Here is a 21,697-nt window from a genome sequence, read left to right as displayed (position 1 = left end):
AATGTAGGTAACACGTTTCCTCTTATTCCAACTTAGGGGACGGATAACATCTAAGGGAGTCTCACATATGAAGACTTGGACAAAGGTTTGCTGCTTAGCAGTGATCACCTCTGCTATTGCAGCATGTTCATCGTCTCCAACTGGACGGAATCAACTGATTCTGTTCTCAGACGCGCAAATGAGTCAATTAGGTGCTCAATCTTTTGAGCAGATGAAAAAAGAACAAAAAGTAAGCAAAGATAAAGAAGTGAACGCTTATGTTCAATGTGTCGCAAAAACTATCACAGACCACGTGCCACCCCAACCTGAGTTCAGCGAATGGGAAGTGGTCGTATTCGATTCCGATCAAGTTAATGCCTTCGCACTACCTGGTGGTAAAATCGGAGTCTATACAGGGCTGTTGAATGTAGCAGTAACCCCAGACCAACTCGCTACAGTTATAGGCCATGAGGTGGCTCACGTTTTGGCTGACCACAGTAACGAACGTTTATCACAATCACAGTTAGCCAATACGGGACTTCAAATTACCAACGCTGCACTTGGTGGTTCTCAGTATCGCGATGTAACGATGGCCGCTTTGGGTGTTGGGGTTCAATATGGGGTGATCTTACCTTACGGTCGAACTCAAGAGTCGGAGGCGGATATCGTTGGGTTAGAGTTAATGGCGGAAAGTGGATTTGATCCCAATCAGAGTGTTGAGTTATGGAAGAACATGGCAAAAGCATCTGGAGGGAGTCAACCACCAGAACTTCTGTCCACTCACCCATCTCACGATACACGTATTTCAGACTTAAGAGCAAAAGCGGCGACGTTACCAAATTACGATACGATTAAACCTAACTGTAAATAGTTGAGTCACGCCACCTCTAACTCAATGAATACTGCAGAGGTGGCTTGATTAACCATGCACCTTGAGAATGCCGCCTAATCTCTCTAAGACGACCGGGTTATCTCTTACGTTGTCAAACCAAGTATCAGTCGCTGTCGCTAAAGCAAGACAAATGGTGTCGATAGGGATTGCCATTTGTTCCTTAATGCTGCTTTCATCCAGCGTTCGATACGCTTGAGGAGTGACGAATCTATATTTTTTCACCATCTTTAGAGACTTACTCATCTCCAAACTACTGCCTGTTTCATGAAAGAAAGCACATCTGAGCGCATATAACTCCTCTCCACGGAGTTGCAAGATTGTTCGGGTTTGTTTATTCGTTTTTTCCGTTAACTGCGAAGAAACCCATATTTGATACCACTTTTGATATCTCGCCCTAGGTTGTTTCTGAGGGTTTTCTAGTCTGCCACATATATCGGGTAACGTGAGCGCAGTTAATAAGGCAGCATACCAATCTTCTCTTTTCAGAGATTTCCTCACTGAGTCGGTAAAGTGTTTCATCTTGAGCCTTTAACGTAGTATCTAAAATAAGCAAAAAGCGTTATTTTTTTGTCGCTGACATTTTTTTGACGACTATGAATCAAGTGCCATATCTGTAATCTCAGTTTATAAAATGCAGTTGTCGAGCACAAACGTGCTCAACACAACTGGTTATAATAAATAGCTTTATAAAAGTTGTTTAGTATAACTAACTAAAAGAATAAAACTGTATCATCCAATATTAAAATGGATAATATAAGTCGTTTTCCGGACCTAATTCCTCAATTGAAGACTGTGACTTCTTATCATAAACAGCCTTTACAATAACTTTTGAATTATATGAATTTCTAAATAAGATCTCTTTGCCTTCACCCACTTTTTTACCATTAATGTAGTATGTAGCTTCTTTATTCGAGGACAATTTAATATCTTTAGTACTTATTCCAAGCTCTTTATTTATCTCTTTTATAGTAAGTAAAGAAAAAGGCTGTGTATACGTAATTTCAACGCTATAGGACAACGTACCATTAATGTTTAGGTTAGCATCTTCAACCTTTGTTGCATGAACCCTGTACTCACCAACCGTGGACTTCATAGCCTGACTAACAATATTTGTTTTATTTTTATTAAAACAATCACTTAGTGTCATTGAACTTGAGCAGATAACCTTTCCATCAAAGAAGACTTTTTTCTCCTTATCAGCATCTTGCTTCAGCCTCGTCTCAATGTCTTTTTTTAGTTTGGCAAGTTCTAGCTCTTTGCTCTTTTCTATCGCTTGCTTTTCGTCTTCATTATTTTTTATCTTCTTAACAAGTTGAGCTTCTTTATTAGTATCGCTATTTAACTTAGCAACGCTCTCATTATAAATAGTAATGTTATTTTGCAGTCTATTAATAAGATATTCGTTAATTTCTTTTTTTTCACTTGTAAGGTTCACTAACGAATTATATGTGGATTCTATATCTTCTTGCTTGTTACCAATTTCATTAATAACTGCATCATTATTATATCGCAGTATATCAACTTCATCGTAAAACTGTTTGAGTTTTATATTGACACTTTGGGTATCGAATTTTGCATAGATCTCTTTCTTCTTAGCCAACTCCTCTGGCGACAGTTGCAGTTGAGCAAATGAAACAGAAGGGAGCAAAACAGAGAGAAGCAATACTGGCTTTGTTATGTTCTTCATAATATTTGACGTTTAATTGTTAGTTTACTTAGTTTCAATCATATCTTTGGCGATAGATAGAAACAAGCAAACGCTAACATTGTTCTGACATTTATTTCAAAGGTGAGATCATGGACATATTTTATTCAGATGATAAATTAGAATCATGAATGTTAATTGTCTATACCTTTGAATCTACAATAAACTATGACCTAAGGAACAATCTGTATGATGGAGGTTTTTATCACTAAGATGTTAACCATTGAGTTGATACGGCCCCAAAGTTACGCTCTTTCCTCTTGCTAAGGCTCCTCATCTCACGACGACACAACCTAGTGCACGAGTTGATTATTAGTTACATCACCATTTGTACGTTTTCGTGATGTTGACAAACACTTCACTTTTATTTTGGTCCAAGACACCGGGATTTTGAGTGATTTAGCGCCTCACGCAGAGATGCAATCAGAGGTTGTTAGCTTCTTAGCCACTGGAATTAGTGCGATTTCTAACACTAATTCAGTGTTGTAACAGAAGTGAATTAAGAGATATAGAGCGAGTCTAAGACTCGCTTTTTTTGTTTTAGTACTTCAAGAGACATCGGCCACCATGCTGTCATCATCAGCTTGGTAACGAGTCCATATCTCCTTAAGAGTTTCTGTATTGAGCTTAATCCCCCTCTCTTTTAGAAACTCCTCGTTGTACAGCTTTGAGTAGGAACGGTCCGCCAGGTCACAACTGAAGGTGACAATTGTTTTTCCTTTGCCCATTCTAGCCGCAGTGTACAGGGCTCCCGCTACGTTCAGTGACGAGCTACTGCCAAGAACTATACCGTCATGTTCCGCTACCAGACGAGAGATAGTCACTAAGTCCTGATCAGGTAAAGTGATTGCATGATTGATTTTCGCCTGCCTGAAGTTCTCTACCGTTCTCATAATACCTATGCCTTCAGTAAACGAACTCCCTGTAGATCTGTATTCTCCGTTTTTCAGAAAAGAATGAATACCTGAGCCATCGGGATCGACCAACCAAGTTTTCAGATTTGGCTGTTGCTGCGAGAGGTAGTGAGAGTTTCCAGCAATTGTACCGCCAGTCCCTACTACAGACACTAATGCGTCTATGTTGCCTTCGGTTTGTCTCCATATCTCGGGGCCCGTGTTTAAATAGTGCGCTCGGTAATTGCTTAGGTTCTCAAACTGATCGGCCCACCAATAATCTTCATGCTCCTCACCTATCCTCTTGGCGGTATGGTAAAAGTGTTCAAGGTTTGCAAACGGACAAGGGTCGACCAGCAACAGTTCGGCACCATAGAGGGAAATCATCCTTTCTTTTTCTTTCGCTTGCCCTTTTGGCATCACGACCAGCATCTTATAACCAAGTGACTTCGCCACCAGTGCTAGCCCAATGCCGGTATTCCCTGCGGTTCCTTCTACTATAGTCATACCTGGTTTTAGTTTTCCGGCTTCAATGGCATCGGTCACCAACTGAAGCGCGGCTCTATCTTTTATTGAACCTCCTGGGTTCTGTTGTTCGCACTTGAGAAGGATGTTGCAACCGGATATCTCTGAGAGACTGTTAATTCTGACCAGATCGGTGTCACCGATGAGTTCACTGACATTGTTTGCAATAGAGGCAATTGACATAATGGCTCCACTTATCTATCTGATTTATTTAGCGTGTGTCTTCATTGTTAATTATCATAAGCGTAGTTAGGTGGGTTGCTTAGTCAAGATAAGTACAAAAGGAGATGGTATTTATAAAGCGCTTTTGTATAGAGAAGCTCGACAGAGTTTGGTATTTTACCTCAAGGCAATTACACATCTGACCACTCGTCCATTCAGTGTTCAGCGCTGTAATCACTAACGTCTATGGGTCAAGGGAAACGCCTGAAATACTCTAAGGGAATCATTTTTTCATGTCACTAACAACAAAACATGCTTTAGTCGTTGAAGGCGGTGCTATGCGAGGTATCTTTGCCGCAGGGGTTTTAGATGGCTTTATCGACCACAACTATAATCCTTTTGATTTTTGTATTGGAGTCTCAGCTGGGGCGACCAATATCGCGTCGTGGCTGTCTAATCAACGCGGACGAACTTACACCATCATAGCGGACTACTCGTGTCGCCCAGAATTTATCAACTTCCATAACTTTGCTAAGGGTGGTCACTGGCTAGATCTTGACTGGCTCTGGGATCATATTGCGAGACATTATCCCTATGATATGCAAGCATTTAACGAGCAGCCTATTCCTTTCCATATTGTTACGACCGACGTTAACACAGGAACTCCTGTATACACATTAGGATCACAAAGTAATTTAGAGATGATTCTAAAGGCATCATGCTCAGTGCCTGTCGCCTACCGCACACCTATAAATATCGATGGAAGAAAGATGATTGATGGAGGAGTTGGTGATTCAATTCCCGTGATTGAGGCATACAAAAAAGGTGCTAAGGTCATCACAGTGGTTCTGTCGCAAAAACAAGGTTATGTCAAACGCCCACCTAAAGCACCTTGGCTACTACGTCGGCTTATGAAAAATACTCCGCTGCTGGCAGAAGCAATGATCAACCGCGCAGACCAATATAACCAAACGATGGCGTTTATCAACAACCCTCCACCCGACTGCACTATTCACGTTATTACTCCAGAAGATAACTTTTCTGTAGGACGGCTAACAACAAATAAAGACAAGCTTGAAGCGGGATATCAGATGGGGTTAAGAGCGGCAAACAAAGTGGTTCAGCAAGATACATAGCGTGTGTTGTCTTTGCGCTTATCATTTAACCAATAGATAGAACTAAAAAGCGAGCACTAAGCTCGCTTTTAACTATTCGTTTTCAATTATGGTTACAGTAGTTCTACCGACTGCTGTGCAATTACAAACTCTTCGTTAGTCGGAATAACCATCGCTACAGCATCTAGCATCTCAGATTTACCGATGATGCCAGCGTTTCCGAAGCGAGCATCTTCGTTGCCCTTCACATCTTCTTTAAAGCCAAGAAGTTTTAGGTTGTTGAGAATCTCGCTACGAATTGGCATTGAGTTTTCACCAATACCACCAGTGAAGATGATGCCATCAAACGAATCTAAAGCTGCTAGGTAAGATGCAATGTATTTTGATACGCGGTATGTAAACACTTGAAACGCCAGTTTTGCGCCTTCATGACCTTCTTCCATCGCTTCCAGAATGCCACGTGCATCACTCGTTAGGCCAGAAACACCTAGGAAGCCTGACTCTTTGTTAAGTGCGTTAAATACTTTGTCCTGTGACCAGCCCTTTTTCAAAAGGTACTCAATAATACCTGGGTCTAGGTCACCACAACGAGTACCCATCATTAGACCAGACAATGGAGTGAAACCCATTGAAGTATCTACTGAATCACCATTATTGATAGCACATACAGAAGCACCGTTACCAAGGTGTACTGAAATGAAGCTAGACTCTTCAATTGGTTTATTGATCATCTTGGCGGCTTCGCGGCTTACAAAATAGTGGCTAGTGCCGTGGAAGCCGTAACGACGGATGCCGTAGTCTGTGTATAGCTCATTAGCAATAGCACCAGTGTATGCACGCTCAGGCATCGTTTGGTGGAATGCTGTGTCAAACACTGCGAACTGAGGAAGAGAAGGAAATGCTTCCATCGCTGCTCGGATACCGATAGCGCCTGCTGGGTTATGTAGTGGAGCAAGATCCGCAAGCTTTTCAATTTCCGCTGTTACTTCTTCGTTGATGCGCACAGTCTTAGTGAATTTCTCACCACCGTGAACAATACGGTGACCTACGGCAACAATGTTCTCTTGTAGGCCAAGTTCATCTGTTAAACCCACAAGCTTGCTGATCGCAATTTTGTGGTGACTGTCGTCGCCTTCGATAGCGATTTCAGTTTTTTCACCATTAAATTTCCAGCTCATACGAGATTCAGGAAGGCCAAAGCACTCTCCAAGACCAGACAGAACTGCTTCACCACTTGCTGAGTCGATTACAGCGAATTTCAGAGATGAACTACCAGAGTTAATCACGAGAACAAACGAATTAGACATGGGGGGATATCCTGTTTTGAGCATTGATGGAAGACGACTTCCTAATATTTGTTTGTATTATTCAATATTTTTTGAATCTTTCAACTTTCTTTTATACAAACAACTGTATCAAAATGATATTTATTGATAATGATCAAGGTCCGATTTAATTCACATCTTGAATTTAATCGATTACATACCTTGATTATAGGGCAGGTTCGCACCAGTTGCATATTCATCATACAAAAAAGCCGGGCATGAGCCCGGCTTTCAACTATTTTTGAGTAGAAGCGATATTATGCTTCATCACGACGATTGCGTGAGAAGCTTCGCTCGCCACGGTGACTACCACGGTGGTCTCCACCACGGTTACGATCAAAACGACGCTCGCCATCACGACCACGACCACCTTCACGGTTTCCGTCACGGTTACCACGATAGCCACCGCCTTCGCGATTACCGCCTTCACGATTACCTCGGTATCCACCGCGATTTCCATCACGGTTACCATCGCGACGACCACCACCATCACGGCGACCACGCGGCTCACGGAAATCAGTAAAGTCTACCACTACTGCACCCGCTTCTTTTTGGCGGATGCGCAGTTTACGAAGCTTACCAGCAACATCAGAGGTCATTTGCTTTGGAAGCTGAACGTAAGTTGACTCACGATCTAGCTTAATTGCACCGATAGAACCTTTTGTTAGGCCAAGTTCGTTCGCAAGTGCACCTACGATGTCTTTAACCTGAACACCTTGCTCGCGACCTACTTGCAGTTGGTAAGTATCCCAATCAGCAGTGTTGAAGCTACGACGACCATCACGGCCTCCGTCACGACCACCTTCACGACGCTCTTTGCGACGTTGCTTGTCACGCTCGATAGCCGCGATCATTGGGTCTTCACCAATGTAGAATAGTGGGCGTTTACCCTGTTGGCGCTTAAGTAGAATTGCCGCTAGTGTTGCTGCGTCAATTTCTAAAGTTTCTTGTAGCTTTTCAACAAGCTCAGCAAACTTATCAAGTGACTTGTGCTCAGTTTCTTGAGCAAGTTCTTCACCAAGTTTAACTAGACGAGCTTCTGCAACTTTGTCACGTAGAGGAAGTTGGATTTCTTCCATTGAGGACTTAGTTACGCGCTCGATAGTGCGAAGCATACGGATTTGGTTTGTGCGAACTAGAAGGATCGCTTTACCTTTACGTCCAGCACGACCAGTACGGCCGATACGGTGGATGTAAGACTCAACATCGAATGGGATGTCGTAGTTAAATACGTGTGTAATACGTGGAACGTCTAGACCACGTGCAACAACGTCAGTCGCAACTAGGATGTCGATAACACCTTGTTTGATGTGATCAACTGTGCGCTCACGTAGAGACTGAGGAATGTCACCGTGAAGTGCTGCTGCTTTGAAGCCGCGCGCTGATAGCCAGTCTGCAAGACGCTCAGTGTCTTGACGAGTACGTACGAATACGATTGACGCGTCAGTTTCTTCTGTTTCTAGAAGACGAGACATTGCTTCGTCTTTTTCTACGCCTTTAACAACCCAGAATTGCTGCTCTACTTTATCTACAGTGTGGTTTTTACCAGCAACGTCAACATACTCTGGCTCACGCAAGAAACGATCAACGATCTTCTTAAGCATTGGAGGCATAGTCGCAGAGAATAATACGCGCTGTGCTGTTTCAGGAGCGTGCTCCATGATCTCTGTTACGTCATCAACAAAGCCCATGTTAAGCATTTCGTCTGCTTCATCAAGAACGAAAGTGTGTACTTCGTCTAGGTGTAAACGGTCACGGTTGATAAGGTCTTGTACACGACCAGGAGTACCAACAACAATGTGAGCACCATTTTTAAGTGCACGCATTTGATCGACGATAGATGCACCACCGTAGATTTCTAGTACCTTTAACCCATTGATGTTTTTACCAAGGTTTTTCATTTCCGCCGCAACTTGAATAGCAAGCTCGCGAGTAGGCGCAAGCACTACAGCTTGTGGCTTACGTTGATCAAGGTTTAGCTTATTAAGCAGAGGAAGAGAGAATGCAGCTGTTTTACCAGTACCAGTTTGAGCTTTACCTAGTGCATCTTTACCTGCTAACAAGTGCGGAATTGCCGCAGCTTGGATAGGAGTTGGAGATACGAAACCCATTCCGTCAAGAGCAGAAAGGATTGAATCGTTCAGCGCTAAATCGCTAAACTGAATTGAAGAATCTTGCATTGGGATCCCATTTATCAATTATTAACTAAGGTCCCACGAGCTCTACCAATTCCAAACTGATCCAGATTGCTTCTAAAGCAAACCTTAAAGAGCTGATTCCATTCAGATGCGGATAAGTAGCAAATCGCATCAAGCCGCTAGGGACGTAAACAAGGAGGCGGATTATTCCCTAAAAGCACAAAAAAAGCCAGAAAAAATTGAAATACATCACAATTTTATTCTCGATGACAAAATTCTGTATAAAGCGTCATCAAATATACATGCAAAGCGCCTAAAACCTAGCCTTCGCACTCGTATTTCGGCTAGGCATATTCCGGGCATTTGGGTATAGTGTCCGCACTTTCATTGTTAAGAAGTAGATACATGTTCCAAGACAATCCGTTACTTGCACAACTTAAGCAACAAATTCAGGAAACCCTTCCAAAAAAAGAGGGGACGATTAAAGCAACTGAAAAAGGGTTTGGCTTCCTAGAAGTTGACGCAAAAAACAGTTTCTTTATTCCGCCACCATACATGAAGAAATGTATGCACGGAGATAAAGTTGTTGCAATTATCCGTACTGAAAAAGACCGAGAAGTAGCGGAACCACAAGAACTTATCGAACAGGCTGTCACTCGATTCATTGGCCGAGTTAAACTTATCAAAGGAAAACTTAACGTTGTTCCTGACAGCCCTACTCTTAAAAAGCTCACACTTAAAGCCAAGACTAAGAAAGGCATTAAGTCGGATGATTTAAATGACGGTGACTGGGTCGTAGCACAGGTAATTCGTCACCCATTGAAAGACGATGGCGGTTTCTTTGTAGAAATCACTGAAAAGATCACAGACACCAATGACAAAATCGCACCTTGGTGGGTTACGTTGGCTCAAAATGATTTACCAAAGACTGAACCAGCAGGCCTTGAAGACTGGGAAATTAACGATCATTCCGATCTAGAGCGTATCGACCTAACAGACATTCCATTTGTCACTATTGATGGCGAATCAACAAAAGACATGGACGATGCACTTTATGCAAAGAAAAATGACAACGGCAGTTTTGAACTCACTATTGCTATTGCCGATCCAACCGCATATATCACACCAGAAGACGATATGGACAAAGTCGCGAGAGAGCGCGGCTTCACTATCTACCTTCCAGGACGTAATATCCCAATGCTCCCTCGCGATTTAGCGGACGATCTCTGCTCGTTAATTGAAAATAAAGTACGCCCAGCGATATGTTGCAAAGTCACGGTAAGTGCTGACGGCGTGATTCAAGATGATATTCAATTCTTCGCAGCCAACATAAAATCTCATGCACGTCTAGCTTACGACAATGTGTCTGATTGGTTGGAAACCGGAACTTGTGACAAATGGCAACCAAGTGAAGAAATCGCTCAAGTGGTTACTGAACTAAATGAATTTGCCAATGTTCGCGCGCAATGGCGCGAGACACACGCCGTTGTATTCCCTGACCGTCCAGACTATCGCTTTGAGCTTAGTGAAGACAATGACGTCGTGGCTATCCACGCAGATATGCGCCGTGTGGCCAACCGCTTGGTAGAAGAGTCCATGATTACGGCCAACATTTGTGCAGGCCGTGTACTGAGTAAAGCGTACGGCTATGGCGTTTTCAATACTCACCTTGGTTTTAAAGCGGACAAGCTGAAAGATGTTGTAGAGTTGGTCAACCAAGGTAAAGAAGACAACCTTTATACTGAAGAAAACCTGTCAACTCTTGAGGGATTTGCTCAACTCCGCCGTAATCTTGGTGGTTTAGATTCAAGCTACCTAGATAACCGGATTCGCAAATATCAAGCGTACAGTGAAATCAGCAACCAGCCAGATGCACATTATGCAATGGGCTTGGACGTTTACGCGACGTGGACATCTCCTATTCGTAAATATGGTGATATGGTCAACCATCGTCTGTTGAAAGCCTACATTCTTGGCTCTGAACCATCGCAACAGCCAGATGATGCTTTAGGTGAAGAGCTTGCTCTACATCGTAAACACCACAAGATTGCTGAGCGTACTGTGGGTGATTGGCTATATGCTCGTACACTTGCCGACGAACCTAAGAAACAAACACAGTTCACCGCAGAAATCTTTGATATTAATCGAGCTGGTATTCGTGCCCGTTTGCTAGAAAATGGCGCTTCTGTGTTTATTCCAAACCCGCTCATCGTTGACAACAAAGAGCGCATTGAAGGAAACAACGAGAACGGCACGGTTTCTATTGATAAAGAAGTCGTATATCGTCTAGGCGACACGTTTAAAGTGACACTGAACGATGTTAATCAAGAAACACGTAGCTTAATCGCTAAGCCTGTTGAAGTATTTGCTGATGCACCTAAAAATGCATCAGCAGATCAAAGCGATAAAACGGCTAAATAGCCAATAGCACCTCGCTGTACAACACAAAAAGGGAGCCATCGGGCTCCCTTTTTAATATGAATGATGCTTTGTCGTTCATGCATCACCAAAAGTACGCTTTAGGATCTTTCTCAATCTCCCTCATCACCGCGGTAAGGTCCGTACTTTTACCAAGGAATGGATACGGCATCCAGTTGTCCCCTTCATCTTCATCGGGAACGAAAATCGACCATTCTCTAGTATTGGAATCGAATAGGACTTTAACGACGACACTGGTGTAACTGGAAGAACTTGAGTCCAATAGATAATGAGCTTTAGAAAATAAGACGCCATGCTCAACCATTTCAAACAAGGACTTACCCAGTTCAACGGGCATACTCTTGTTACGGTTGCTGCAAACAATTTCGGCACATCTTTCTAGGCGACATTGTGACATTTCGATAAGTGTCATATACCCCACCTTTTGGCTGACTATGTGTTTAATATAACTGCTTTTTGGATAATATGTTAGCGTTCGACGCCACACAGTAACCATTTTTATCCGCTAATTTATTGGCTATGCAACTTCACTTCACAAAAGTGTCACACAAACGAAATATGATGTGGCAAATTCTCACTTTAATTGGAGTTTCTCTATGCTTCGCGTCGCTTTAGCCGCTCTACTCTCCTTCTCTGCTGTAAACACTGTAGCAGCACAAGAAGTCAATATTTCTGGTTCTACATCTGTTGCTCGTGTTATGGATGTCTTGGCAGAACAATACAACACATCACACAGCGACACGTTCATAGCGGTTCAAGGAATCGGTAGTACAGCGGGTATCACCTTAGTGGAAAAAGGGGCAGCGGATATTGGTATGAGCAGCCGTTATCTTACAGAGCGTGAAAGCAGTGAAAGCCTAGACGTTTTTCCCATTGCTTACGACGGTCTAGCTATTGTTGTCAACTTGGCAAACCCGGTTCAAGACCTCACTCGCGAACAGTTGTTTGACATCTATAAAGGGAAAATTAATAACTGGAAGCAAGTTGGTGGCCCAGATCAGAAGATTGCTGTTGTGACACGTGAGGCCTCTTCAGGTACTCGTTCAAGCTTCGAAAGTCTATTGGGCTTGACTCAGATCATCAATGACAGACTAGTCTCTGATATCAACCCAACGAACCTCGTTGTAAATAGCAACAGTATGGTAAAGACCATTGTTAATAACAACCCACACGCCGTAGGTTACATTTCTGAAGGTTCGGTCGACCGTTCAGTAAAAGCTATTAAGTTTGAAGGTGTGGAAGCAACCACCAAGAATATCTCCGAAGGAAAATACAAGCTCGCGCGCCCTTTCCTTTTGCTACACAAGAAAGATGACATTGATGATGACGCAGATAAATTCATTTCTTTCGTGCTATCTAGTGAAGGACAGTCCCTCATCCAAGAGTATGGCTACACGCCTATTAAAAAGTAGTCAGAGTCATCGATACATATGGGAAAGCTTTGCTTTCCCTTTTTTGTTTCTATCAAGGTTGGAATCATTGAATACATAATTCCGACACGTCTGCCATTTCCCATGTTATCGCAACCTGCTATGTTGTTATTCTAAAATGGTTTATCCCCAATAGGAGTCTATTCATGATTGTCACTACTACTCAAACCGTTGAAGGAAAACGTATAGTAGCTTACAAAGGCGTGATCGCCGGCGAAGCGATCTTGGGTGCTAATGTCTTCAAAGACATGTTTGCTGGCCTGCGAGATATTGTAGGCGGCCGTTCGGGCACCTATGAGAGAGAGCTACAACGTGCGCGTGAAATCGCCCTAAAAGAACTAGAACAAAAAGCCGCAGATGCTGGCGCTAACGCTGTTGTAGGTGTCGACCTTGACTATGAGGTACTTGGTACTGGCAACGGTATGTTAATGGTGTCGGCGAGTGGTACTGCAGTCGTTGTTGATTAAAGACGAATAAATAAGGCAGCGAAAGCTGCCTTATTTGGTTACTCTAAAAATACTAAAGCTTGGTCACAGTCAGCGTTGGATTAACTTTATTTGTTGCATCCAACTTGAAACGATAGTTTCCCTCTTCAGCGATATTTATAGTGACATTATCATTGCTACCTGCAGTAAGAGTGTTTGCATCACCCAAAGTAATACTTACTTTGCCACCAAAATTTGTCTCTGCGTTCCAAGACACATCGGCGACCTTCATATTAAAACTTCCCGCTTGTACCGATATATCCAACTGGTAAATATTATTGGCAATATAACTAAACTTAGCCTTGGAATTTTCCGCTGGGGCATCCCATGTCGTGATCGAACCACGTAAGTAAAGTTCCGTATTTCCGAATGGTGCGATACTAGATACATCTTTATTACTGTTGTCTATTGGCAAGCCTACACCCTGGCTCTCACCTTGAGGAAGTACAAAGACAGCGGTTGTCAATGCTGGTACAGAGAAGGTTTCATTACTAAATGAGGCTGCTTTCACTTCTCTATCATAAGACGATTTTTGAACCGGATGCAGCTCAAAACCGCTAGTCCCTTCAATCTTGAAGTCCTTAGTAAATGCCGTAGAGTTAACCATAACCACCGCTGCATCATATGCAGAATCAAGCTCAGCGCCTGCGCTGGTTCCATCATCAATCGTCATGACAATTAAACCTTGTGTTTGACCCTGACCAACGTTGCGGAAATCGACTCGTTTCATGACCTCTTCAGCACTATCTAAGCGGAACAGCTCACTACTACTTCTAATTTTAAGTAACTCTAAGAATTGTTGTTTGGTTAGCTCAATGTCCGTTTGAGAGGGTTTGGCACTAGAGTCGGCTATGATTTTTCTGATCAAATCCCAGTTAGCGCCATCTTTGTCTTCTCGAGGTAAACCAACATTCCAGTTGTTGTCTGAACCATCGAAACGAACGCGGTTATACCAATCACCTGAGTCATAGGAATCTCGTTGCATAGACTTAGATCGCAGTAGCTCTGAGCCCATGTGAATAAATGGAATACCCTGCCCTAACATCACGGTTGAAAGCGATACAGTCTGCATTCTAGCTCGCTTCGCCGAATCTATCCCTGTCGCAATCTTGTAGGCGTTGTTGTCCCAAAGTGTTTGGTTATCATGCTTCGATACGTAGGAGATATTCTCCGATGGGAACTTGGTATAGCCTGCCGGAGCGCCATTATAATCCACGTCTTTACCACGTTTAGTCTCGCCAGTATAATCTAAGAGAACATAGTCAGCCAAATTGCCCGCCATACCTAAACGAACGATATCTTGATTGTGAAGTCTATCGTTTGTCGTTTCAGCTGATTCGATTACCTCTTCATTAGGGTAAGCCGCATTACCAAACCCTTGATTAAACCTCAGTGCATGGCGACCATCGCTGTTAACGCCGCCATCAAAAGGACTACCACCACGTACTGCGTCACGTAATCGATCAGAGAAAGTGCCAATTTCCGTACCTGCCATCGCTAGCTGTGTGGCTTGCTCAAATCGGGCGTGATTAGAAACTTCACCAAAGTCCCAACCTTCACCATAGAAAATAGTATCGGGATCAATCGCTTTCACTTTCTCTAAGGCATAAACCATCAAGTCTTTTGGTTGGTGCCCCATAAGGTCAAAACGGAAGCCATCGACTTTATAGTCATCAGCCCAAACTAATAATGAATCAACCATTAGCTTACCCATCATCAAGTTTTCCGTCGCAGTATTGTCACAACAGGTCGAGTTTTCTACACCTCCGGAATTGGTATTAAGCCTGTGATAATACCCAGGAACAATTTTATCCAACACCGACTTATCGTTTACTCCAGAGGCATTGGTGTGGTTATATACGACATCCATGACGAACTTTAGTCCCATATCATGAGTCGCTTTTACCATTTGACGGAACTCTTTGATTCTTAGTGAGCCTTCAGCGTCGGTAGCGTAACTACCTTCAGGAACCGTGTAATGGAATGGATCATAGCCCCAGTTAAAACTGTCATACATGCGCAGGTCATTCATCAAAGACTGTGCGTTCGCACTTGCTGGGTCATAGCTTTGCAATAGATCTTCAATGACCAGCCCACTATCTGCTGTAGAACAAACCGCAGCTTTAGCATTAAGAGCACATAGTTCACCGACCGTATCGGTAATATCAACTCTATAGACTTCATCAACTGTCGCAATATCAAACACAGGTAATACATGCAAAGTTGTTAAACCCGCTTGTTGCAATGACTTTAGATGAGTTACCGACTCTCGAGTATCTTCGGTTAGTGCTAAATACTTGCCATTCAATGCCTCCGTTCCTCTAGAATCACTAAAGCTAAAATCACGTATGTGAGATTCGTAAAGGACATGATCCTCAGCTTTATCTAATTGAGGACGAGAATATGATTCGTCATTCCAACCTTCAGGCATTAATAACGTATCATCGAGATCTACAACTTGAGAATATAGAGAATTTGCGGACACGCTAAGTGAATATGGGTCAGTTACTAATCGCTGCTCCACTTTACCCGTCGTTGGATGGTACACCTTAACGTCATAACGATAGAACTTATTCAGTACGCCACTGACTCCATTCGAGGACCATATACCAGTGTCCGCATCTTCGGCCATTGGATATACACTATCTAGGGTCTTATCTTCATTATAAACTTCTACCGACACTGACATTGCTGTTGGTGCCCAGAGTTTAAACGTCACATCACTTCCTTCAACAACAGCACCAAGCGTTTGCGCAATTGCGTTACCCCCATCTTTTGAGGCAAATACAGAGTCAAGAACTCCTGCTGTTTGAAGCTCAGTGGCGGCAATGATTTCATTACTCTTGTTAAATGCAGCTATCACAAGTTGGTTTTTCAAAAGTGTGTGTCGTGTCTCCGCATTCACATCGATGTTAAGGGCAGTTAAGCTAGCTAGGTGCTTGTAGCGATCTTTGAGTGCCTCTGGTAGCTCACCAGAAATGATGAGTTCAACGTGTCCATCTTGCCCATGAATAGACTTATCATCATTCATTGTGATACTGCCGTCTTCACTGTAGAACAGAACCACTTTATCTGCTGTCGAAGCAGCCTCCCAACCAATTGTGGCGCCATCTAACCAGTGAGCGGCCCGCCCATCGATCGCGACCGGTCTCTCCGCAGTAGGAACGTAATAAATTTGGCTGCTACCATGGAAACCAAATAACCCCTTACTGTCATCAAGTTGACGTAGTTGAACCTTGTGATTTCCACTACCAAAGGCTTTCTCATCTCCATTGTGCAGTATAAAGTTCATACATTCGTGAGGGTCTGATGCATCTGGGTTCACCTTCAAAACATAATAAGCGCCATAGGTAGAGCTTACCCCTGTATAACCAAATGGTGCATCCCAGTTCGTTCCACCATCACCAATGTTCATTGCTTCTAGGTCAGTACTTTCACACCCTTCACCATTCCATAGATGTAACCCCCAACCAGCGTACGGATCACCTGATTGAGCCGCTAAGTCACGTTTATAGTAGATGACGACTTCATTCTCGCCAGCCTTGTACAAACCGTCCACATCTCCACTATTGCCACCAGCACTTGTTCCAGAGTCGCTATTCGTATTGCATCCTGCGATTAGTGCTATTGAAATCAATGGTATAAGCGTCTTAGCTACCACTGTCATCTTCAGTTTATTATCGTCCACTTTTCAACCTTTTATTATTGAGGGTAAATTAGTTAGTTCGCCCTCTATGCTATGAAAGGTGATGCTCAACAAAATGTGAACAATGCATGTTAAGTTTTTGTATCAGATGAAATAAGGGTTTGATTGAAGCGTGTTCACGTTGATGGCCATTTTCGCCAAAAAATATGCACACAAGTGCACATTTTTCGGTCTTTTTTTCTCAGGCGTAGCGACGATGGCGTAGAGAGATAGGATGAGAATTCAGCCTCCAATACGAGAGATAGATCTATTTTTCACTCTTTGTTATTTTTCTTCGTTAAGAAAGAACGGCATTTCTGCTGTTATGTTGGAATTCCAATGATGTTCATTCACTAGGGAGGAAATCACCTTTTAACAGAATGACTCTCCTCTGGTCAGAATGGTTATCAAGCTGGAAACAGTCAGCTAGTAAACCCCAAAAGCTTCAATGCCTTTGGGGTTTTCTACACGTACTCACTCCTGAGTCACTAGTTGAATATCAATATCACCGTTTGCGGAATTACCTTGTTCATCTTCAACCGTTACTTGAACCGCATTACCCGCGTTCGCATTGAAATTGACAACGTCAACATCATCCAGTCCTGCGGTAAAGTCTATGACGAATGCACAAAGGTAAGTATCACTCGCCGAGCCAGCGTAGGTAATTGACTGGTTGAGTTGGCAAGCTGGATAAAAGACTTCGTTGTACGTGCCACCAATATTTCTGAACGTAAATCCATCATCCACTACATCCGCATTCAACACATTTTGACCAAACAAGGTTAAACCTTGGAATGTCACATCCTCTATGCTGGTATTTTTAACTTGCAGCACAACCACCACTCTTGGAGCAAACGCAACATCAACAGTTGGAAGCACATCAGTAAAGTTGACCGTTGCTGTAGCAACGTCCATAACGGCTTGTCCATCAGCATCCGTACCTTTCACCGTTGCTTCATTAGTATGGCTCCCCCCTGCATTACCTTGTAAATTTCGAGAAATTTGACAAGAGAGTACGTCACCAGGATTAGCCACATAGTTAGCAAGCGGTGTAATTCCACCGATCAAACATTCATTAACTAACTCTCCAAACTTATCGTCCAACAAAGAACTGAACGAAACAGTATCCACACCATTACTATCGACGGTAATAGTAAAGGTGTACTCGATAGAGCGTTTGACACTAGGGTCATCACCTGTTTCCGGCACTGAAGTTGGATTGGCCTCTTTTAGCAGGGATATACTAGAGGGAACATTAAGAACAGCAACCGAATGAGACTCGCTCCCACTTGCGGTATCACTCTCATTGTCAGCTATAGTTACACTTGCCGTATTGAGAATGGAAGCATCACCAAAATTACCAACAATACTTTCTGTATAGGTACAAATCGCTTGTTCTCCAACTCCCAGTACAGCACCTGTGCTGCACGTTCCTGTACCCGAGGACAAATCATACAAAGTATCGGTAAACGAGCTGATGGTCACTGGAGAATCAAAGTAGGCCGACGTGTTAGTAACAGTAATGGTATAGGTCACTTGGCCACCCGGCTCGGTAACTGAAGAGACATTACCTTCTTTTACAATACTGACGCTTGGTTTTACATTGGTGATTGTCACATCGATGGGTGCACTACAATTATCACCTGATTGGGAGCTTACCCATATAGGACAGGTACTGCCATCTCCTACTGGTTCTTCGTTTTTATCCTGAAGTCCTATCTTAACAGTATCCCGATACACTTCCGTTTTGTTCGTATCATTTAGGTCAATATCTTTGATGTAAACAGAGAAACTGCAACTTAATGAAGCACCAGCCATGATTTCAGTAGCGTGGGTATTACACGTATTGGCAACAAGATAAGCCCCATCAGGATCTGTCTGTGTAGGTGAGCTCACAGGAGATGAAAGCAGATCAACAGAATAATCTGCTGGAGCACTTCCAACGGGCACTACCGATATTTCATCGGTCATCGAAGCTATAAACAAGGAAGCAGTGCTACTTGGATTAGTGAACGAGACAGTGTAGTCAAATTTTCCCCCAGGTTCGGGAACATTGTTATCCGATACTAAGGTCTTAACAATACTAGGTGGATTTGGTCTTATGAACAGATCAATATTAAACGTATCGCAATTACATTTGGATTTAGTATTAGGAATCTGCCCTGAGGAAAAGTTACTGTCGTCAACCGTACAGTTGTTTCTGTTGATATTGTCCCACGCAGCACAATAGGTGAAGTCCGCTCTACCGTCATCATCATTATCGACACAAAGCATGTTAATACGTTCATTCACTAATACGTACTCATCAAGACCACCCGCTTTAGATATATCGCCACACTCGTCCCCGTCAAGTTGGACATCGGCTATTTCCCCACTGTCTCCTGGCTTAGGTAATATAAGGCTGCAGTTTTCAGCACCACCCTGTACCACTTTAGGGCTTTGACTTGTTAAGGGTAAGTAGAATGTGGTGTCGTAACGTTCGTTCGCATTTGTTCGAATTGTAACGTCGGCATCAAAGCTAACCACTTGGCCGGGAGTACATTCACTTATGCCTACAGGTACTACATTTGTGATTTCAACATCGTTGGCGGTACAGTTTAGTTGATTTTGAGGAAGAGAATTCCCAGGCTTTAATAGGTAGGCATCCGCCATACACCGACGTTCATAGTCATCACCGAAATCGTAGCCAGCAGAGAGCACCTCAGTTGGCGTTGCCGTTAGCATCAGCCCCAACGCTAATGCCGCCCCACTACAAGGCAATTGCTGCAAGAGATTATTTTTCATCTTGGTTTCCTTTGTTGCACTTGGTTTTAAGAAGGAACGCTAAATACGACAAGCGTTGAGACTGAGGGATAGCAGGGAACGTACCAATATTTAACATATTGATATTTCGGTCTTTTATAAAGAGTTCGGCGATTAAAGTTGTAAAGTATTACGCGCGCTGAAACAGCCCAGCATAGGCAACGGTTACCAAACTACTGCTTGGTAACCGTTTTCAGCCTTTAATTGGAGTGTAAATATAAGCGTCCGGCTGTGGACAATGTGTAACATATCAAGCCAACAGATAATCACTGGCCAAGGCGAAGTAACAGGTTAAACATTACTTTCATGTTATGGGCAAATATAATTATCTCTGACTCACCCAAACTGAAACACTATCTCCATTGACCGGAAACTCAGCCCACCCATTCGCATCTGTCCATACATCTTCAGAACGGATACCAAGTTGATCGGTATAACGGGTACTAGGTGACCCTGTGTACATCCATTTCTTTCCACCAAGACCATCGCTCATAATGACAGCCAGAGAATTAGGGTGTTCAGTATTTCCTTCTCGAGTCCATCCGATGATATCCCAATGATCAAGATAGGAATGCTGCTTACCATACGCATAGTCCTTGCGAAGGCGAACTAACTGCTCTAGATAAGGTACTTTAGCCATATTTATATGATGTCCCTTATCACTGTACTGCGCACCGTAATAATCCGCGTAGAAGATTGTAGGATAGCCTTCCTCTCTAAGAAGAATAAAAGCATACGCTAATGGCTTGAACCACCAATCAACGGGCGATTCCAATGCTTGTAAAGGCTGAGTGTCGTGATTTTCTACTAAGGTCACCGCTTTAACTGGATTATCCTTCATCAAGGTTCCATCCATAATAGTACGCATATCAAAGCTGCCGCCTGATCGGGAGGCTCGATAAAAATTCATATGTAACGGTGCATCAAACAGCGACATACTGCCCGATGTTTTACTAATGAAGTTATGTAAATTATTGACGTCATAGTTCCAATACTCACCAACAGTAAATAGCTCCTTTCCTGTCTTCGTGCGCAAGTATTCAATCCACTCTTGCAAGTATTGATATTTTATATGTTTAACAGCATCCATTCGAAAACCATCTACTGCCGTCATCTTGAGATACCATTCTCCCCAATCCTTAAGCTCTTGTTTTACTTCTGGATGGTCCATATCTAGGTCTGCATACATTAAATAGTCATAATTGCCTTTCTCCGAGCTGACTTCCCAGTCCCAAGCCTTGCCCTCTCCTTTGAACTTAAAGATCGCTTTTTCTTTACCTGCGTCATCCCAATCTACGCCGTCAAAGTGATACCAAGTCCAGTGAAAGTCCGAGTATTTATCGTTTCTTCCCGGAAAATTAAACTCTACCCATGCTTCAATCCACTTATCACCAAGTTCTACGTTTCGGTTATTCCAATCCACTCGCTTTGTATCGACCCATGACTTCCCATCAGCACCACCACGATGGTTAAATACGACATCCCCATAAACCTGAATGTTATGTTTGTGCGCTGCCTCAATCGCAGATAAGTATTGATCCTTAGTGCCATACTTTGTACGTACCGTATCTTTTTGTGCGAATTCACCTAAATCATACATATCGTATACGCCGTACCCAACGTCATTGATGCCTCCAGCACCCTTATATGCTGGAGGAAGCCACAATGCGGTTATTCCATTCTCAGAAAGTGCCTGAGCATTATGTTCAACTTGCGTCCATAATGTGCCATCGTTAGGGGTATACCAATGGAAGTATTGCATCATAGTTCCATTCTGTGCAGCCCATGCGGGAGTACTCAGCAACAAAGCAAAAGGAAGGTAAAAAGAAGGGTGTTTCAATTTTGTCATCATGTTGTCTCACAGTTAGGGTCAATTGTGGACACGTTAACATTGGCACTAGCCTACCGTTATTGAATCGACCCGCAGTTATCGACCCAACAAATAACAATAAAAACAATTAGTCAAAAACTATCTTGAGATGAAGTACGATATTGGTAATGAGCAATGATCAGCTTGGATATAAAGCTATAGATGAAACGAAAAAACCCGTCGATGAGACGGGTTTTCGATAATATGGAGGCGCCTCCCGGAGTCGAACCGAGGTCCACGGATTTGCAATCC

General features: G+C 43.0%; 14 protein-coding genes. 5 read left to right on the top strand and 9 right to left on the bottom strand.

All coding sequences use genetic code 11. The features are described from left to right. Positions 1 to 67: 67 nt before the first annotated feature. Positions 68 to 850, top strand: coding sequence for a M48 family metallopeptidase (locus tag AWH66_RS20705; RefSeq protein ID WP_063603672.1), 783 nt, complete (start codon positions 68 to 70; stop codon positions 848 to 850). A 48-nt stretch (positions 851 to 898) separates the two neighbouring features. Here the strand turns inward: AWH66_RS20705 and AWH66_RS25760 are convergent, their stop codons facing one another. From AWH66_RS25760 to AWH66_RS20690, 3 genes are all read right to left on the bottom strand, one after another. Further along, positions 899 to 1,114, bottom strand: coding sequence for a hypothetical protein (locus AWH66_RS25760; RefSeq protein WP_143081551.1), 216 nt, complete (start codon positions 1,112 to 1,114; stop codon positions 899 to 901). A gap of 496 nt (positions 1,115 to 1,610) precedes the next feature. Then, a complete protein-coding gene (locus AWH66_RS20695; protein ID WP_063603674.1) occupies positions 1,611 to 2,558 on the bottom strand; it encodes a hypothetical protein in 948 nt (315 codons plus the stop codon). 566 nt (positions 2,559 to 3,124) lie between these two features. Further along, entirely contained in the window at positions 3,125 to 4,177 is a 1,053-nt protein-coding gene (locus tag AWH66_RS20690; protein ID WP_063603675.1) for a cysteine synthase A, read from the bottom strand. Between the two features lie 272 nt (positions 4,178 to 4,449). Between AWH66_RS20690 and AWH66_RS20685 the strand changes: the two genes are divergently transcribed. Continuing rightward, positions 4,450 to 5,292 (top strand): patatin-like phospholipase family protein, encoded by an 843-nt coding sequence (locus AWH66_RS20685; RefSeq protein WP_063603676.1) that lies wholly within the window; start codon positions 4,450 to 4,452, stop codon positions 5,290 to 5,292. A 92-nt stretch (positions 5,293 to 5,384) separates the two neighbouring features. Here the strand turns inward: AWH66_RS20685 and AWH66_RS20680 are convergent, their stop codons facing one another. Continuing rightward, positions 5,385 to 6,578: an acetate/propionate family kinase gene (locus AWH66_RS20680; RefSeq protein WP_063603677.1), complete on the bottom strand. Its 1,194-nt coding sequence runs from the start codon at positions 6,576 to 6,578 to the stop codon at positions 5,385 to 5,387. A gap of 275 nt (positions 6,579 to 6,853) precedes the next feature. Further along, entirely contained in the window at positions 6,854 to 8,776 is a 1,923-nt protein-coding gene (locus AWH66_RS20675) for a DEAD/DEAH box helicase (protein WP_063603678.1), read from the bottom strand. A gap of 363 nt (positions 8,777 to 9,139) precedes the next feature. On the opposite strand from AWH66_RS20675, the gene rnb reads away from it, so the two are divergent. Next, positions 9,140 to 11,155: an exoribonuclease II gene (gene rnb, locus AWH66_RS20665; protein WP_063603680.1), complete on the top strand. Its 2,016-nt coding sequence runs from the start codon at positions 9,140 to 9,142 to the stop codon at positions 11,153 to 11,155. A gap of 82 nt (positions 11,156 to 11,237) precedes the next feature. Here rnb and AWH66_RS20660 read toward each other — a convergent pair whose 3' ends face one another. After that, entirely contained in the window at positions 11,238 to 11,585 is a 348-nt protein-coding gene (locus AWH66_RS20660; RefSeq protein WP_006069662.1) for a DUF3024 domain-containing protein, read from the bottom strand. 184 nt (positions 11,586 to 11,769) lie between these two features. Between AWH66_RS20660 and AWH66_RS20655 the strand changes: the two genes are divergently transcribed. Both AWH66_RS20655 and AWH66_RS20650 read left to right on the top strand, forming a co-directional pair. Then, entirely contained in the window at positions 11,770 to 12,585 is an 816-nt protein-coding gene (locus AWH66_RS20655; protein ID WP_063603681.1) for a phosphate ABC transporter substrate-binding protein, read from the top strand. A gap of 164 nt (positions 12,586 to 12,749) precedes the next feature. Further along, the gene (locus tag AWH66_RS20650; protein ID WP_006069660.1) at positions 12,750 to 13,070 is read left to right on the top strand and encodes a heavy metal-binding domain-containing protein; all 321 of its coding nucleotides are present in this window, start codon (positions 12,750 to 12,752) and stop codon (positions 13,068 to 13,070) included. Between the two features lie 52 nt (positions 13,071 to 13,122). On the opposite strand, the gene pulA is transcribed toward AWH66_RS20650, so the two are convergent. The 3 genes from pulA to amyS all read right to left on the bottom strand — a co-directional run bounded on the left by pulA (position 13,123) and on the right by amyS (position 21,424). Next, positions 13,123 to 16,755 carry a pullulanase-type alpha-1,6-glucosidase gene (gene pulA / locus AWH66_RS20645; protein WP_063603742.1) on the bottom strand — a complete coding sequence of 1,211 codons (3,633 nt, stop codon included), beginning with the start codon at positions 16,753 to 16,755 and terminating at the stop codon, positions 13,123 to 13,125. A 492-nt stretch (positions 16,756 to 17,247) separates the two neighbouring features. Next, complete coding sequence (locus AWH66_RS20640; RefSeq protein ID WP_063603682.1) at positions 17,248 to 19,557, bottom strand: DUF7507 domain-containing protein; 2,310 nt, start codon at positions 19,555 to 19,557, stop codon at positions 17,248 to 17,250. Between the two features lie 343 nt (positions 19,558 to 19,900). Continuing rightward, positions 19,901 to 21,424: an alpha-amylase gene (gene amyS / locus AWH66_RS20635; RefSeq protein WP_143081572.1), complete on the bottom strand. Its 1,524-nt coding sequence runs from the start codon at positions 21,422 to 21,424 to the stop codon at positions 19,901 to 19,903. Positions 21,425 to 21,697: the final 273 nt, after the last annotated feature.

This window comes from Vibrio barjaei, from assembly GCF_001639065.2.
In the GTDB taxonomy this organism is placed as follows: domain Bacteria; phylum Pseudomonadota; class Gammaproteobacteria; order Enterobacterales; family Vibrionaceae; genus Vibrio; species Vibrio barjaei.
Note: the sequence above shows the minus strand (reverse complement) of the source record. Positions and strands in the feature narration are given on the sequence as shown.

Excerpts from the sequence above, each read along its gene's own strand:
- AWH66_RS25760 (WP_143081551.1), bottom strand. The coding sequence starts at position 1,114 with ATGAGTAAGTCTCTAAAGATGGTGAAAAAATATAGATTCGTCACTCCT.
- rnb (WP_063603680.1), top strand. The coding sequence starts at position 9,140 with ATGTTCCAAGACAATCCGTTACTTGCACAACTTAAGCAACAAATTCAG.
- AWH66_RS20650 (WP_006069660.1), top strand. The coding sequence starts at position 12,750 with ATGATTGTCACTACTACTCAAACCGTTGAAGGAAAACGTATAGTAGCT.
- AWH66_RS20685 (WP_063603676.1), top strand. The coding sequence starts at position 4,450 with ATGTCACTAACAACAAAACATGCTTTAGTCGTTGAAGGCGGTGCTATG.
- AWH66_RS20675 (WP_063603678.1), bottom strand. The coding sequence starts at position 8,776 with ATGCAAGATTCTTCAATTCAGTTTAGCGATTTAGCGCTGAACGATTCA.
- amyS (WP_143081572.1), bottom strand. The coding sequence starts at position 21,424 with ATGACAAAATTGAAACACCCTTCTTTTTACCTTCCTTTTGCTTTGTTG.
- AWH66_RS20680 (WP_063603677.1), bottom strand. The coding sequence starts at position 6,578 with ATGTCTAATTCGTTTGTTCTCGTGATTAACTCTGGTAGTTCATCTCTG.
- AWH66_RS20705 (WP_063603672.1), top strand. The coding sequence starts at position 68 with ATGAAGACTTGGACAAAGGTTTGCTGCTTAGCAGTGATCACCTCTGCT.
- AWH66_RS20640 (WP_063603682.1), bottom strand. The coding sequence starts at position 19,557 with ATGAAAAATAATCTCTTGCAGCAATTGCCTTGTAGTGGGGCGGCATTA.
- AWH66_RS20695 (WP_063603674.1), bottom strand. The coding sequence starts at position 2,558 with ATGAAGAACATAACAAAGCCAGTATTGCTTCTCTCTGTTTTGCTCCCT.
- AWH66_RS20655 (WP_063603681.1), top strand. The coding sequence starts at position 11,770 with ATGCTTCGCGTCGCTTTAGCCGCTCTACTCTCCTTCTCTGCTGTAAAC.
- AWH66_RS20660 (WP_006069662.1), bottom strand. The coding sequence starts at position 11,585 with ATGACACTTATCGAAATGTCACAATGTCGCCTAGAAAGATGTGCCGAA.
- AWH66_RS20690 (WP_063603675.1), bottom strand. The coding sequence starts at position 4,177 with ATGTCAATTGCCTCTATTGCAAACAATGTCAGTGAACTCATCGGTGAC.
- pulA (WP_063603742.1), bottom strand. The coding sequence starts at position 16,755 with ATGACAGTGGTAGCTAAGACGCTTATACCATTGATTTCAATAGCACTA.